The organism is Streptomyces sp. NPDC005820 (assembly GCF_040630255.1).
In the GTDB taxonomy this organism is placed as follows: Bacteria; Actinomycetota; Actinomycetes; order Streptomycetales; family Streptomycetaceae; genus Streptomyces.
Genome location: NZ_JBEXXE010000022.1, coordinates 108,466 through 123,107, shown reverse-complemented (window position 1 = coordinate 123,107; position 14,642 = coordinate 108,466). Strand labels below are relative to the sequence as shown.

Annotated in this window: 10 protein-coding genes; 4 read left to right on the top strand and 6 right to left on the bottom strand. The window is 70.7% G+C overall.

Annotated elements, in window-relative coordinates; all coding sequences use genetic code 11:
• Positions 1–137 precede the first annotated feature (137 nt).
• Both ABZ464_RS26650 and ABZ464_RS26645 read left to right on the top strand, forming a co-directional pair.
• Positions 138–1,631 carry a hypothetical protein gene (locus tag ABZ464_RS26650; protein ID WP_359280407.1) on the top strand — a complete coding sequence of 498 codons (1,494 nt, stop codon included), beginning with the start codon at positions 138–140 and terminating at the stop codon, positions 1,629–1,631.
• Positions 1,632–1,736: 105 nt separating this feature from the next.
• The gene (locus ABZ464_RS26645; protein ID WP_359280405.1) at positions 1,737–2,192 is read left to right on the top strand and encodes a DUF2690 domain-containing protein; all 456 of its coding nucleotides are present in this window, start codon (positions 1,737–1,739) and stop codon (positions 2,190–2,192) included.
• A 17-nt stretch (positions 2,193–2,209) separates the two neighbouring features.
• On the opposite strand, the gene ABZ464_RS26640 is transcribed toward ABZ464_RS26645, so the two are convergent.
• A complete protein-coding gene (locus ABZ464_RS26640; RefSeq protein WP_359280403.1) occupies positions 2,210–2,980 on the bottom strand; it encodes a polysaccharide deacetylase family protein in 771 nt (256 codons plus the stop codon).
• 331 nt (positions 2,981–3,311) lie between these two features.
• On the opposite strand from ABZ464_RS26640, the gene ABZ464_RS26635 reads away from it, so the two are divergent.
• Positions 3,312–4,862, top strand: coding sequence for a multicopper oxidase domain-containing protein (locus tag ABZ464_RS26635; protein ID WP_359280401.1), 1,551 nt, complete (start codon positions 3,312–3,314; stop codon positions 4,860–4,862).
• Positions 4,863–4,931: 69 nt separating this feature from the next.
• Here the strand turns inward: ABZ464_RS26635 and glpK are convergent, their stop codons facing one another.
• Complete coding sequence (gene glpK, locus ABZ464_RS26630) at positions 4,932–6,449, bottom strand: glycerol kinase GlpK (protein ID WP_359280399.1); 1,518 nt, start codon at positions 6,447–6,449, stop codon at positions 4,932–4,934.
• Between the two features lie 28 nt (positions 6,450–6,477).
• On the bottom strand, positions 6,478–7,323 hold the full coding sequence (locus ABZ464_RS26625) for an MIP/aquaporin family protein (RefSeq protein ID WP_359280398.1): 846 nt from the start codon (positions 7,321–7,323) through the stop codon (positions 6,478–6,480).
• A 242-nt stretch (positions 7,324–7,565) separates the two neighbouring features.
• Between ABZ464_RS26625 and ABZ464_RS26620 the strand changes: the two genes are divergently transcribed.
• Complete coding sequence (locus tag ABZ464_RS26620) at positions 7,566–8,675, top strand: peptidoglycan-binding protein (RefSeq protein WP_359280396.1); 1,110 nt, start codon at positions 7,566–7,568, stop codon at positions 8,673–8,675.
• A 6-nt stretch (positions 8,676–8,681) separates the two neighbouring features.
• Here ABZ464_RS26620 and ABZ464_RS26615 read toward each other — a convergent pair whose 3' ends face one another.
• The 3 genes from ABZ464_RS26615 to ABZ464_RS26605 all read right to left on the bottom strand — a co-directional run bounded on the left by ABZ464_RS26615 (position 8,682) and on the right by ABZ464_RS26605 (position 14,613).
• A complete protein-coding gene (locus ABZ464_RS26615; protein ID WP_359280395.1) occupies positions 8,682–10,181 on the bottom strand; it encodes a family 43 glycosylhydrolase in 1,500 nt (499 codons plus the stop codon).
• Positions 10,178–13,435 carry a discoidin domain-containing protein gene (locus ABZ464_RS26610; RefSeq protein ID WP_359280394.1) on the bottom strand — a complete coding sequence of 1,086 codons (3,258 nt, stop codon included), beginning with the start codon at positions 13,433–13,435 and terminating at the stop codon, positions 10,178–10,180. The genes ABZ464_RS26615 and ABZ464_RS26610 overlap by 4 nt, the downstream gene beginning before the upstream one ends.
• Before the next feature lie 149 nt (positions 13,436–13,584).
• Positions 13,585–14,613 carry a LacI family DNA-binding transcriptional regulator gene (locus ABZ464_RS26605; RefSeq protein WP_359280393.1) on the bottom strand — a complete coding sequence of 343 codons (1,029 nt, stop codon included), beginning with the start codon at positions 14,611–14,613 and terminating at the stop codon, positions 13,585–13,587.
• Between the last annotated feature and the right edge of the window lie 29 nt (positions 14,614–14,642).

Below are 14,642 nucleotides of genomic sequence, written 5' to 3'. Positions count from 1 at the left end.
CGGCCCTCCGATGCCCGCCGTTGGGCCGTTCGGCCCCGCCCCGGAGGCCCGTCACGATCACGGCTGGAACGGTGTCCGTAGGGGATCTCCCGTCCGGACGATCGCCGTGACCCGCCGTCGTGGGACCAGGGGGAGTGGTGAGTGACAGCCCGCAGGTCACGCTGACCGGCGCGCGCGGGGACGGCTCCGCGAAGACGGACCGCGCCCCGTGGCGGTCCCGGCCGGACGCCGGACCGCTGGTCGTGGCCGGCGCCTTCACACTGGCCCAACTCCTGCTCGTACGGCCCTGGATGGGGCTCGGCTGGGACGAGTCGGTCTACGTCAGCCAGGTCTCCTCGCACGCCCCCGCCGCGTTCTTCAGCGCCCCGCGCGCCCGTGGCGTCCCACTGCTGGTGGCGCCGGTCGCGGCCTGGTCGTCGTCCACCGCACTGCTGAGGATCTACCTGGCCGTGCTGTCCGGGCTCGGACTCCTCCTCGCCCTGCGCGCCTGGCGCGGTGTCTTCCCCGCCCGGGTGCTGACCACCGCCGGCGCCCTGTTCGCCACCCTGTGGGTGACGCTGTTCTACGGCCCGCAGGCCATGCCCAACTACTGGGTCGCCGTCGGCGCCCTGGCCGCCACGGGGTACTTCCTGCGCCCCCGGTCCCGGCGCGCCCTGTGCGGTCTGGCCCTGAGCGCAGCGCTCATGGCCTGGATGCGCCCCACGGACGCGGTCTGGGCGACCCTGCCCCTGCTCGTCCTGCTGGTGGGCGTACGGCGATGGCGGCGCCCGGCGCCGCTGCTGGCACTGGCCGGCGGGCTCGCCCTGGGGGCCGCCGAGTGGGTGATCGAGGCGTACGTCTCCTACGGCGGCCCGGCGCGGCGCCTTGCCGACGCGTCCCGCATCCAGGGCGGCCTGGGCTGGAACCTCGCCGTCGCGGACCAGCTGCGCGGCCTGTCGGGACGTACGCTGTGCCGCCCGTGCACCGGCGACCTGCCCCCGGTCGTGCTGACCCTGTGGTGGTGGGCCCTGCCGTTCCTCGCCGCCGGCGCGGCCGTCGTCGCCGTCCGCGCCCGGCGCCCGGCGCTCACCCTGGTACCGCTGGCCTGCGCCGCCTCGGCGGCCTTCCCCTACCTCTTCCTGATCGGCTACGCGGCCCCCCGCTTCCTGCTGCCCGCCTACGCGCTGCTCGCCGTGCCGGTCGCCGATCTCCTGGTGCACGGGGTCAGGGCGCCGGGGCGGATCCGGCGACGCCTGACGACGGCCCTGGTGACCCTCGCCCTGGCCGTGCACCTGGCCGTGCAGTTCGCGGTGCTGGACCACACCGTGCGGCGCACCACCGCCGCCCACCGCGAGTGGGCCCGCACCGCGGCCGCGCTGCACCGACTGGGCGTCCGCCCGCCCTGTCTGCTCACCGGGCGCGACTACGTCCCCGTCGCGTACTACGCGGGCTGCGCGTCCGCCGCGGTCACCGGCCACGACGCCAACACCACCGCCGACGCCATCGGCCGCGCCGCCCGGACCCGGCCCGTCGCGGCCCTCGTACCACCGGGCGGCGCGCCACCCGCCCACGCCCGCGCCTGGACCCCCGCCCGGGCGGGCGGCCTGCTGGCGTACCTCGCGCCGGGACCCCGAGCGCCGTCGCCGCCCTGACCGCCCGGTCCCGCACAAGGTATGCGCAAGATCGGTGCCGCATCCTCACGGGACCGGTCCTCGGTCCCGAGGCCGGATCACCCGCCTTGTACAGGGAGACAGAGGATGAAGCTCCGGAACTGGGCCGCCGCCACGTCCGTCCTGCTGGTCGCCGCCACCGGCGTCGCGCTCGCCCCTCCGGCCGGCGCCGCCGCCGACGCGAGCTGTTACGGGTCGAGCTGCGAGGGCAAGGACCCCGCCACCTACTGCGCCGACGACGCGATCACCCCGTCGGGCGGCGCCGTCTGGCTCGGCACGGCGTATCTCGAACTCCGCTACAGCCCGAGCTGCCGCGCGGCCTGGGCCCGCATCTCGCGCGCCGGCTACAACACGCTGGACCAGTCCACCCCGTACGCGATCGTCCACCGCACCAGCGACGGCCGTGAGTACAAGTGCACGGTGGCGACGTCGGGCACCGGCTGCTACACGAAGATGGTGAACGACATCGACGTCACCTCGTACGCCAAGGGCATGTGGGACAGCGGCTCCCGCGTCTACGAGGACCGGACCAGCGCGTACTGACTGGCCGGGGCCGGGCTTCAGCGCACCGGGAAGCCGAAGGAGTAGCCCTGCTCCTTGAGCCAGGGCAGGATCCGGCGCAGCGCCTCGACGGTCTGGGAGCGGTCGCCGCCCGCGTCGTGGAAGAGGATCGTCGGCCCGTTGGGCAGCTCCTGCTCGACGGTGGTGACGATCGCGTCGGCTCCCGGGCGCTCGAAGTCCTTGGAGTCCACGTTCCAGCCCAGCGGGCGCATGCCGCGGGAGGCGGCGAGCTTGCGGCTGTACGGGGTGAAGGCGCCGCCGGGCGCCCGGTAGTACATCGGCCGGACGCCTCCGGACGCCTTGGTGATCATCCGCTCGGCGTCGAGTATCTGCTGCGACTGGTAGGCCTCGGACTTCTTGTCCATGGTGGTGTCGTGCGACACCGAGTGGTCGCACAGCCGGTGCCCGGCCGCGACGACCTCCTTCACCAGGTCCGGGTGGGCCTGCGCCTGCGTGCCCACCATGCAGAAGGTGGCCTTCACCCCGTACTCCCGCAGCACGTCGAGGACCTGCGGGGTCCACTCGGGGTCGGGGCCGTCGTCGATGGTGATGTTGACGCCCCGCGCCCCCTTGTCCGAGGCGTGCGCGATGGTGATGTCCACCGGCTTGATGTCACCGCCCGGCTTGGCGGAGCTCTCCGCCCGGGACCCGGTACCCGTGGCGCCGGCCTGCGTGGCCCACACCGAGGCGCCGGCGGCCAGCACCGTCACCCCGAGCGCCGCCCCGACCATCTTGCCGTACCAGCCCCGCCCGTTGACGTGCCGCGCCATGTCCGCCCACTTTCCCGCTGTTCCTCGTCGACCTTCGGTCGCCTTCCGATCACCTGGCAGGACGAGGAACGGGGCCCCTGGGATCCGTTCGTTACGGATCACGGACAATTCCAGGGGAGTTCGCGGACAACTCGGCGGGCGGCGGCCGGACGGGCACGTCGTCCCTCACCGGCTCCGCGGGCGCGAACGCCCCGACGCGGCGGTGCCCCGATCGGCCGCGCCGCACATGCACCGTCAACTACTCCGAGTAAACTATCATCGCACTCCGTGATGACAGGGGTGTGGTGTGTCCGCATCGATGGTCCGACCCCTGCCGTCCTGGAGGCGATTCATGGCATCTGTGCCGCGTCGTGGAGTACTGAAGGGCCTGCCGCTCGCGGCCGGGGCGGCCATCGCCGGGAGGGCGACCGGCGCACACGCCGACGCGCGGTCCACGGCACGCGCGGCCACCGGCACCCCCTTCCCGCAGCCCGCGACCCGGACCGTCCGGTTCCGCCCGCGCCGGCTGGAGACCCGGCTGACGGTCGGGTTCACCGAGCAGCGGCTGCCCGGCGTCGGCACCGTGCTCACCCGCACCTACGACGGTTCCCTGCCGGGGCCGACCCTGCGCGTGCGCCCCGGGGACTCCCTGCACGTCACCCATGTCAACGCGCTCCCGCCGAACCCCGCCCCGGCCCACCACGACCTCGGCATGAACGTCCCGCACGGCTTCAACACCTTCAACCTGCATCTGCACGGCATGCACGTCGACCCCACCGGCGAGGCGGACAACGTCTTCCGCTCCTTCGAGCCGGCCGGCGCCCCCGGCAGGGCCGCCACCAGCTGGCGCAGTGTCGTCGACATCCCCCTCAACCACCCGGCCGGGACGTTCTGGTACCACCCGCACCACCACGGATCCACCGCGACCCAGCTGCTGAACGGCCTGGCCGGCGTGATCATCGTGGAGGGCGACATCGACGCGGTGCCCGAGGTCGCGGCGGCCAAGGACATCGTCGTCTGCATCAACGAACTGAAGGTGTCCGGCGGCAAGGTGCCCGACCTGTCCTCGGAGGCCGTCTACGACGGCATCGCCTCGACCTTCCTGGTCAACGGCGCGCCCAACCCCACCCTGACCATCGCCCCGGGCGAGGTGCAGCGCTGGCGGATCGTCAACGCCGGTGCGCTCACCACGCTCTATCTGACCCTGGACGGCCTGAAGGCGTACCAGATCGCCGCCGACGGCATCACCTTCATGAAGCCCGCCCCCGTGACCGCCTTCCAGCTCCCGGTCGGCGGCCGGGCCGACCTGCTGGTCCGCGGCGGCGAACCCGGCGTCCACCGGCTGACGGCGGGCGGAGTGAGCCAACCCCTGATGACCCTCAAGGTCACCGGCGTCCCCCGCACGATGTCACTGCCCACCCGGCTGCCCGGCCGGCCCACCACCCTGCCCGAACCGACCCGTCGGCGCTCGCTGATCTTCCGCAGCTACGAGAACGTCTTTCCGGGCGACTTCCCCAACGCCTACCGCATCCTCGGCGAGGGGGAGACCCCGCCCACCGACCCCCGGGCCGGGCGGTCCGATGTCCAGTGGGGCCGCTTCCGGCCGGACTACGTCAACCACCGTGTGCGGCTCGGCCAGGTCGAGGAGTGGACCGTCACCAACGACTCCCGGCGCCACGCCCACCACCCCCTCCATCTGCACACCAACCACTTCCTCGTCACCGAGATCAACCACCGTCCGCTGGCCACCCCCGTCTGGCACGACACCGTGGGCCTCCCGCCGCACGGTTCGATCACCTTCCGGCTGCGCGCCGAGGACTTCACGGGCCGCTCGATGGTCCACTGCCACCAGTCCCAGCACGAGGACGAGGGCATGATGCAGATCATCGAGTACGTGCGCTGACGGCACGAGGACGGCTCCCGGCCGAGGCGGCCGGGAGCCGTGTCGACGACGGTGTCGAGGACAGGGGAGCTACTCGACCTTGACCCAGTCGAGTGTGCGCTCCACCGCCCGCTTCCAGCCCTCGTAGCCCTCCGCGCGCTGGTCCTCCGACCACTGCGGCTCCCAGCGCTTGGACTCCAGCCAGTGGGTGCGCAGTTCGTCCTGGTCCTGCCAGAAACCGGTGGCCAGGCCCGCCGCGTAGGCGGCGCCGAGCGCGGTGGTCTCGGCGACGACCGGACGGCTCACCGGGACGCCGAGCACATCGGCCTGGATCTGCATGCACAGATCGTTCGAGGTGATCCCGCCGTCCACCTTCAGGACGTCGAGATGGACCCCGGAGTCCTGCTCCATGGCCTCGACGACATCGCGGCTCTGGTAGCAGATGGCCTCCAGGGTCGCCCGCGCCAGATGCTCGTTGGTGTTGTAGCGGGCGAGGCCGACGATCGCGCCGCGGGCGTCGGAGCGCCAGTACGGGGCGAACAGACCGGAGAAGGCGGGGACGAAGTACATGCCTCCGTTGTCCTCGACGCTCCGGGCCAGTGTCTCGCTCTCGGGCGCGCTGGAGATGATCTTCATCTGGTCGCGCAGCCACTGCACCGCGGACCCGGTCACCGCGATCGAGCCCTCCAGGGCGTAGATCGCCGGGCTGTCCTGGAACTGGTAGGCCACGGTGGTGAGCAGCCCGTTCTGCGAACGCACCAGCTCGGTACCGGTGTTGAGCACCAGGAAGTTGCCGGTGCCGTAGGTGTTCTTCGCCTCGCCCGGGGCGTAGCAGACCTGGCCGACGGTGGCCGCCTGCTGGTCGCCGAGCACACCGGCGATGGGGATGGCCTCGCGCAGCGGCCGGGAGGTCCGGGTGGTCCCGTACGCCTCCGCGTGCGAGGAGGGGTTGATCTTCGGCAGCATCGCCCGCGGAATATTGAAGAACCCCAGCAACTCGTCGTCCCAGTCGAGGGTCTCGAGGTCCATCAGCATGGTGCGGCTGGCGTTGGTCACATCGGTGGCGTGGATGCCGCCGTCGGGACCGCCGGTCAGGTTCCACAGCACCCAGGCGTCGGTGTTGCCGAAGAGCGCGTTGCCCTGCTCGGCCGCCTCACGCACGCCGTCGACGTTCTCCAGGATCCACTGGATCTTCCCGCCGGAGAAGTACGTCGCGGGCGGCAGCCCCGCCTTGCGGCGGATGACGTCGCCCTTGCCCTCGCGTTCCAGGGCCGCGGCGATGGAGTCGGTTCGGGTGTCCTGCCAGACGATGGCGTTGTAGTACGGCCGGCCGTTGCGCGGGTCCCACACCACGGTGGTCTCACGCTGGTTGGTGATGCCGATCGCCGCCAGGTCGGTGGGGGAGAGGTTCCCGTGCCGCAGGGCGTTCTGGATCACGGAGTTGGTGCGCTCCCAGATCTCCACCGGGTCGTGCTCGACCCATCCCGCCTTGGGGAGGATCTGCTCGTGTTCCAGCTGGTGCTTCGCCACCTCGTTGCCGTTGTGGTCGAAGATCATGAAACGGGAACTGGTGGTGCCTTGGTCCACCGCTCCCACGAAGTCCGCCATGGGGATGCCGCCTCTTTTGTCGGGGGTGTCAGTCCTCGGGGGCCGGTATGCGACCGGGAGGCTCGGGCTCCGCCGTGGGCAGGAACCGGCCGATGAAGAACTTGTAGAGGAAGGCGCCCAGCAGACCGCCGATCAGCGGACCGACGATCGGCACCCAGAAGTACAAGTTGTCGTACTGATCTCTCCAGGCTGTGCCGTACCCCGTGATGAAACTCGCGAGTCTGGGGCCGAAGTCACGTGCCGGGTTGATCGCGTATCCCGCGTTGGTGCCCCATGCCATACCGATCCCCACGACGATCAGGCCGACGATGAACGGGGCCAGGTTCGCCTGGGGCGGGTTGTTCAGCAGGTCCGTGACGGCCAGGATCAGCAGCAGCAGGATCGCGGTGCCGATGACCTGGTCACGGAACGCGCCCCACTCGTGGACCGGCAGATTGGGGTTGCCGTTGGCCGGGAGGGTGGAGAACACGCCCTGGGACTTGATGGTGTGGCCCGGGTCGTACTTCCCCAGTGCTTCGGTGTAGTTCCAACGCACGATGAGGGCCGCGACGAAGGCGCCGAGGAACTGGGCCACGACGTAGGGCGCCACCTTCTTCCAGGGGAAACCCTTGAACGTCGCCAGGGCGACCGTCACCGCGGGGTTGAGGTGTGCGCCGCTCAGGCGTCCCGCGGTGTAGACGCCCAGGGTGACGCCGAGACCCCAGGCCCAGGCGATGCTGTCGTGGTTGCCCAGCCCGCCCGGGGGTGTCGTCAGTCCTCCACCGGCCACGACCTGGGCCACCACGCCGCAGCCGAAGAGGATGAGAACCATGGTCCCGGCGAATTCGGCCGACACTTCGCCGACCAGTGCCGATCTTTTCAGCCGCTCAGCCATAGCAGCTCGATTCCCGCCGGCCTCAGGACCGGCCGTAGATTGCCCCGAGTCCTCACGGGATCAGAATAGGACGATCAAGCACTTACCGCACATACAGAATATTTATCTGCGGTGGACGGGGTGGGGCCCGGTGGCTGTTTCCCGTCGGTCTGGACGCCGTGCTTCCGGATTCCAAGGTGTGCTGGGGATTCGGTGCAGAAAGTTTGGTTGAATTCTGTAGTTCGTAGGGAGAGGAACGGCGCGTGAGTGAACCGACTGGTCTGGTCTGCCCGGAATGCGGTGTGCCGAGGGCGGCGGACGGCAGTCCGGCCTGCTCATGCGCCCGCCGCGCGGCCGACGCCCACCTGGAGACCCGCGCGGCGGAGACGGCGGCCGCCGAGGACTTCGATCCCCTGCGTATACGTCCCTTCGCGGAACCGGCGGTCGCGGAGGAGGGCACCGGGGACTTAGCGGCGCCGGTCGCCGGGCCGGGCCGCGACGGCGCGTCCGAGCCCACGGCGGCCCCCGGTGCACAGTCCCCCACTTTCGGTGATCGGCCCCAGGCGCCCCTTACCGGAAAGGCTGAAGGGGCCGGAGCTGCCGGAGCTGCCGAAGCAGCCGAGGCAACTGAAGCAGCCGAAGCGGTCGACGTGGCCGAAGCAGTCGAAGCAGATGAAGCAGATGAAGCAGATGAAGCAGCCGAGGCAGTCGAGGCAGTCGAGGCAGTCGAGGCAGTCGAGGCAGATGAAGCGGCCGAGGCGGTCGACGCGGTCGGAACGGGCGGAGAGCGGTGGCGGCCCCGGCGGCTCGTGCAGCTCAGCGGCGTGGGGGCGGCCGCCGCCGTGCTGGTGACCGGCGGCGCGATCGCCGCGCTGTTCACCTACCAGAGCCCCTCGCGGGAGGGCACGGGCCCCGACGACATCCGGGCGAGCGTGCCGGCCGGAGCCACCGGAACCGGCACGGCCTCCGCCGGCCCCTCCGCCACGGCGTCCCCCACCCAGACGTCCGCGAGCCCGACCGCGTCGCCGAGCGCCACCCCCTCCGAGAGCGCCGCCACCCCCACCGAGTCCGCCGCGCCGACCGCGTCCCCGACCGGCACCGGCGCCACCTCCACCGCGGCCCCCGCGCCCAGCCCGACCGGCGGGCAGGCCCCCGTGCTCCGCCCCGGCGACAGCGGAGCCGAGGTCACGGAACTCCAGCTCCGCCTGGCACAGGCCGGTTTCTACGACGGTGACGCCGACGGCGAGTACGGCAGCGAGGTCGAGAGCGCCGTCCGCCGCTACCAGCTCGCCCGGCTCGTCCTCACGGACGAGTCGGGCGTCTACGGGAAGGCGACCAGGGCCGCCCTGGAGTCCGAGACCTCGGAGCCCTGAGCCGGTCTACTCGCCCGAGGGGGCCGGCAGGGAGACGCCGAGGGCCACCGGGGTACCGAAGTTCGGGGTGCCGTCGGCGTTCCAGGTGAACTTCTGCGCCCGGGTCGTACGGTTCATGTCGCAGCCGCCGCTCGCCGAGGAGTTGGCGTGGTAGACCATCCAGTCCTCGGTCCCGTCCGGCGACTTGAAGAAGCCGTTGTGGCCGGGGCCGTACACGCCGTTGGCGTTGGACCGCTGGAAGACCGGATTCGGCGACTTGACCCAGGACGCGGAGCTGAGCGGGTCACCGCCGTTGTAGGTGAGCATGCCCAGCTTGTAGTCGGGCGTGGAGCAGTGGCTCGCCGAGTACACGATGAAGGTCTTCCCGCCGCGCTGGAGGACCTCCGCGCCCTCGTTGACCGCGCCGCCGACCGTCTCCCAGCCGTAGGCCGGGGTGGACAGGATCCGGCGGGTGCCGCTCGCGGTCCACGGGTTCGACAGCGGCCGGATGAACATCGGCTGCGAGCCGTTGTAGAAGGTGCCGAGCAGATAGAGGTTCCCGTTGAGCTGCAGGATGCTCGGGTCCAGCTCCCAGGTGTTGTCCTGGGTGGGGTCGAGCAGGTCGGCCTTGAAGCTGTAGGGCCCCATCGGGTCGAGCCCGGCGCTCTCCAGGACGTGGATGCGCTGGGTGCCCAGGTCGTACGGCTCCCGTCCGGCCGTGTAGTAGAAGTACCAGCGCTTGCCGTTCGGCCCGTCGAGCAGATGGAACTCCGGCGCCCACATCGTGCCGGCCCCGTTGGGCCGGGTGAGGTTGAAGATCACCTGGTCGGTGGCGGTGGCGAGACCGGCCAGGGTGCTCGCCTTGCGCATGGTGACCGTCGAGTTCCAGGTGGTCGTCGCCAGGTAGTAGTAGCCGTTGTAGTACGTCAGCCAGGGGTCGGGTCCGTGCTGGGAGAGCGGGTTGGTGAAGGTGCCGGCGGGTGTGGTGCCGCCGGCGGTGAAGCCGGGCAGCCGCCACACCCTGCCGTTCGCGGACGAGCACGGCAGCTGCACGAGGTTGGTGTTCGACGCGGACGAACCGCCGCTCGGCGCCACGCACTTGCCGGAGGCGACGGAGACCAGGTTGAAGGTCTTGTCCGTCCCGGACACGGTGACGGGAACGAGCCGCCACTGCTGGTTCGTGCCGCCGTGGCAGGGCCACTGGATGACCGCGGCGTTGTCCGCCGTGGACGCCCCGTAGACGTCGACGCACTGACCGGACTGGGTGGTGATCGTGTAGGTGTCGCCCGTCCCGCTGACGGGGGTGTGGCCGAAGTTCTGGTTGGCGGCGCCCGAGGAGCAGGTGAAGGCCCGCAGCTGGGCGCCGGCGGTGGTCGAACCGCCCGGCAGGTCCAGGCAGTTGCCGCCGTTCTGGTTGACCCCTGTCGAGCTGAAGGAGACGGCGGCGGACGCGGGCGGTGCCACCAGGAAGGCCACCGCCAGGGTGAACAGCGCGAGCAGCGCGCACAGGCATCTGGACCGGGTCACGGGCTGTACACCTTCGCTTCGAGGAGGCCGACGGAGTTGGAGCCGTTGCTCGTGAGCAGCACGCGCAGGCGGGTGGTGCTCGTGGCGGTGAAGGTGACGCTGTCGTACTGGTTCTTCGCCAGCGGATAGCCGCTCGCGCCGGGCACGTCCACGTACGAACTGCCGTTCCAGTACTGGAGTTTCCAGGACGCCGGCATGTCGATGCCCTGGTCGTCGTCGAAGAAGTACACATCGGCCCGGTTGACGGTCCTGGCGGTCGGCCAGGTCAGTTCGGCCCACTGCTGGCCCGTCTCCGGCCAGGTGCCCCAGCGCGGGTTCACGGTGTCGTTGGAGGAGGGCGGGTCGATGCCGTCGTTGACGGCGGTCACGGTCTCCCAGGGTGAGGTGTACGAGGCCGTGGCGGTCGCGGACGTGGCCTGGTTGGCGGGTGGCTGGACCCCGCCCCGGTTGAACACCTTGACCTCGGTGAGGCCCGTTCTAGCCCCGGAGGCGTTGGTGGCCAGGACCCGGATCCGCTGGGCGGTGACCGCCGGGAACCTCACCAGGTTGTAGTTGGCCCTGGGGGCGGCAGGGCTCTTGGTCTGGCTCGGCACGTCCACCCAGGAACTGCCGTTGTAGTACTGGAGGGTGTACGCGGAGGGCGCCCGGTAGGTCGTACTCGCCGGGCGGCTGTCCTTGAAGTACAGCCGGACCTCGTTGAGTTGACGTGCGGTGCCGAGGTTCAGCTCGTACCAGTCCTGTGCGCCCGAACCGCTCGCGCCCCAGAACGGCTCGTTGGTCGGATAGCCGTCGACCGCGCCGGAGGCGGCGGTGCCGGAGCCGGTGGAGGAGGCGGAGACGGTCGCCCCGGCGGCGAGGTTGGTGAGATCGGCGGTCAGGTCGACGCCGGCCTTGGCGAGCATGTCGGTCATCCGGGCGCTGTCCTGCACGACCTGGTTCGGCGCCTGGAGGCCGGGGACGGCCGTGTGGAAGGAGACCGTGCCGCTGGTCGTCACCTCACCGGTGGCCGGGTCCCAGGTGAACGGCACCAGGGAGTTCACGGTGGCGGCCCGGCTGCCGTTGACGTAGATCGAGTAGCCCTCCGGGACACCGGGGTAGCGCACCACACCGTCGGCCGGGTCGTCCCAGACGATCGACAGATCGGCGTTGCGGTACCGCAGGTTGTTGACCGTGAAGTGGCTCCAGCCGATGTCGATCGGGGAGAGCTCGACCTTGGCGTCGTTGCGCGGTCGCAGCCCCGCGGCGTCCTCGATCACCGTCCAGCTGCTGCTGCCCAGGATGTTGTGGTGGATCCAGGAGCGGTAGGTGATCGCGCTGCCGTTCCAGTTCGCCCAGAACTCGTTGGCGTCCGGCCAGGCGGTGTTGCCGCCGACGTACTGCGCCCAGGTGTTCCAGTACAGCAGCTTCTTGTAGTCGGTCGCGGTCATCCAGGAGTTGGGGTAGTTGCGCAGCACCGAGGAGTACAGCCGGAACTGGACCGTGGAGTTGATCGTGGAGAAGTTGTTGGAACCGGGTTCGCCGGCGTCGGCCGCCGCCTTCTTGTCGACCTGGTTGGCCGTGTAGAAGGGGAACACCGGGTACTGGGCCGGGTCGTCGTACAGCCGCAGCGCCTGCCGGTAGGTGGCGGTGTTGGGGACGGCCCCGACCGAGAACGGGTAGTAGTTGTTGATCTCCTTCCACGGCACCCATTCGTTGGTCGACTTGAGCCGGTGCTCGAACAGCTGGCGGTTCGGGTTCCACAGGACGTTGACGATCGCGTCCTTGATCTGGGTCGCGAGCGTGCGCATCTCGGTCGCCTTGGCCGTGTTGCCCACCGCCTCGTAGGCCTGGGCCGCGGCGAGCGCCCCGCTGTACTGGTAGGCCGACTCGGCGCGGTCCATGTTCCCGGGCTTCCAGTGGAAGGAGACGGCGTCGGCGTCGTTGCCGGTCAGCGCGCCCCAGTCGTACTCGATCAGCTTGTTGTTGTCGTGGTCGTAGTACGCGAGCTGGCCCTTGACGTCGCCCTCGGCGTAGTGGGCCAGGTTGCCCGCGATGCCGGGCTGGCCGCCGTGGATCTGATAGCTGCGCCAGGCCGCCTCGGCGATGTACTGCGTGTAGCTGTTGGACCAGTTCTCCGGATCGCCGGGGTTGTCGAGGAACCGCCCGCCCTTGGAGACCTGGCCGACGCTCAGCCAGTCCCCGTACGCGTAGGACGGATCGCGCAGGTACTTCAGGTCGTCGATGTGCATCGGCTGGGTCAGCGCGATCGCGTTGTTGTAGCCGAGGACGCCCTCGGTGGAGGTCGGGAACTGGAAGGTCTGCCCGGGGATGTCGGCGTCGAGGTTGTTGAAGCGCATCAGCCACCAGCGGTAGTAGATGTTCTTCTTGATCGCCGGTTCCGGTACGTCGATGTAGGGCACGTTCTTCGCCCACCACAGGTTGTAGGCCCGCACATGCGTGGCGAAGGCGGTCGCGGCCGAGTAGCCCGCGTAGGCGTTGTACTCGGTGAGCGACTCGGGGATCTCGTCGGTGACGAAGCCCATGACCACCTTGGCGGTCACGGTGGCGCCCGCCGCGACGGTCACCGACCGGTTCAGACCGCCGCTCGAGACGGTGAAACCGTCACCGGTCAGCCGGGGGCGGAGCGTGGTGAGGTTGTTGTACGCGTTCACCTGCCCGGTCAGCTCGCTGCCCGAGCCGGACGTGGCGTAGGGCGAGGTCGCCCGCAGCTGGAGCGTGGTGGACGCGCTGCCATTGTTCTTGATCGACAGGTTGGTCACGGCCACGTTGTTCTCGGTGATGAACTTGGTCTGGGTGACCGTGACCGAGCCGCTGGTGTGCACGCTCTGCCAGTTGCTGGGCGCCTGGCGGCGCTGGGAGACCTGCTCGGTGAAGGTGTCCGGGGTGATCGCGACGGTGTAGGCGTTGTTGTCGCTGATGCTCTCCCAGTAGGCGACATGGCCGCCGAAGCCCAGCACCGAGGGGTCGTGGGTCTTCATGAACAGCGCGCGTCCCCGGCTCATCAGCCAGGGCCCGGCCGGGTCGTCACCGGTGCGGGCCAGCAGCCGGTCCATCCAGAAGTCGGTGCCGGAGCTCTCCGCGTCGTAGATGCTCCGCATCATGTCGCCCGGGGTGTAGGCCACGGGCGGGGCGGGGATCGCGGGCCCGCTGAAGGTGGGGAACCCGATGGTCTGCGCGGCGTGCGCCGACGGCGTGACGAGGAGGGAACAGAAGGTCAGTAACAGGGCGACGAGCAGGGCGTGCGGTCTTCTCATCGGAGGCTCCCTGGGGCGGGGTGACGAGAGGCACGGAAAAGGGACCTGAAACGTTTTCGGGCACCGTAGGAGCGTGCTGATGGCGTGTCAAGAGAGCGCGATGAGACCGGAGTCGGGTGACGGTGCGGTGCGGAGCCGGTGTCGGGCTCTCAGGACAGCGGGGCCGTGGAGCCCCGGATGACCACCCGGCAGCGCAGGGTCTCCACCCCGGAGCGCCGGGCCCCGCCGATCGCCCCGGACAGGGCCTGTGCGGCGGCCCGCCCGACCTGCTCCAGGTTCATGTCGACGCTCGTCAGCGGCGGACGGGAGGCGGCGGTCAGGACCTGCCAGTTGTCGAAGCCCATGACCGCCACGTCCTCCGGCACCCGGTGCCCGCGCTCCCGCAGCACGTCCATCACGCCCCGGGCGATCTGGTCACTGCCGCACAGCACCGCGTCGACCTCGCGATGCCGGTCCAGCAGCAGCGCGGTGGCCGCCCGCCCCCACCCCTCCGACCAGGCCCCGAACCGTGCCTCGCCGACCGGGGCGAGACCGGCGGCGGCGAGCGCGGCCGCGGCCCCCTCGGCCCGGTCGTGCGCCGCGGCGTAGCCCAGGTCGCCGGTGATGTGCGCGATCCGGGTCCGGCCGCAGGCCAGCAGATGCTCCACCGCCATCCGCCCGGCGTCCACGTTGTCCGGGACGATGGAGAGGTCCTGCGGGTCGTCCGAGGGCGCGTACGCGTAGACCACCGGAACGGGCAGCTCACGGCCCAGGGACGGGCGGGGGTCGGTCCGGCTGCCCACCACGATCAGCCCGTCGACCCGGCGCCCGAGCAGCGCCCGGACATGGTGCTGCTCACGGATCGCGTCGCCCCGGGCGTCACAGAGGAAGACCGCGACCTCGCCCGCGCCGAAGGCGTCCTCCGCGCCCATCAGGATCGGGATGCTGAACCGGCCCTCCAGGTCGCTGGTGAGCAGTCCGACCGTGCCGGAGCGTCCCACGAGCAGTCCGCGGGCCAGCTGGTTGGGCCGGAACGACAGCCGCTCGGCCGCCTCGATCACCCGCTGCCGGGTCTCGGCGCGTACCTGGCTGCGGCCGTTGAGGGCCTTGGACGCGGTGGCGACGGACACGCCCGCCAGCCGGGCGACGTCGCTCAGGGTGGCGGGGTGCGAACGGGCGGAGCCGGCGGCCGGGGTCATGCGTAAACGGTACGCGAGAAGTTTCGGTA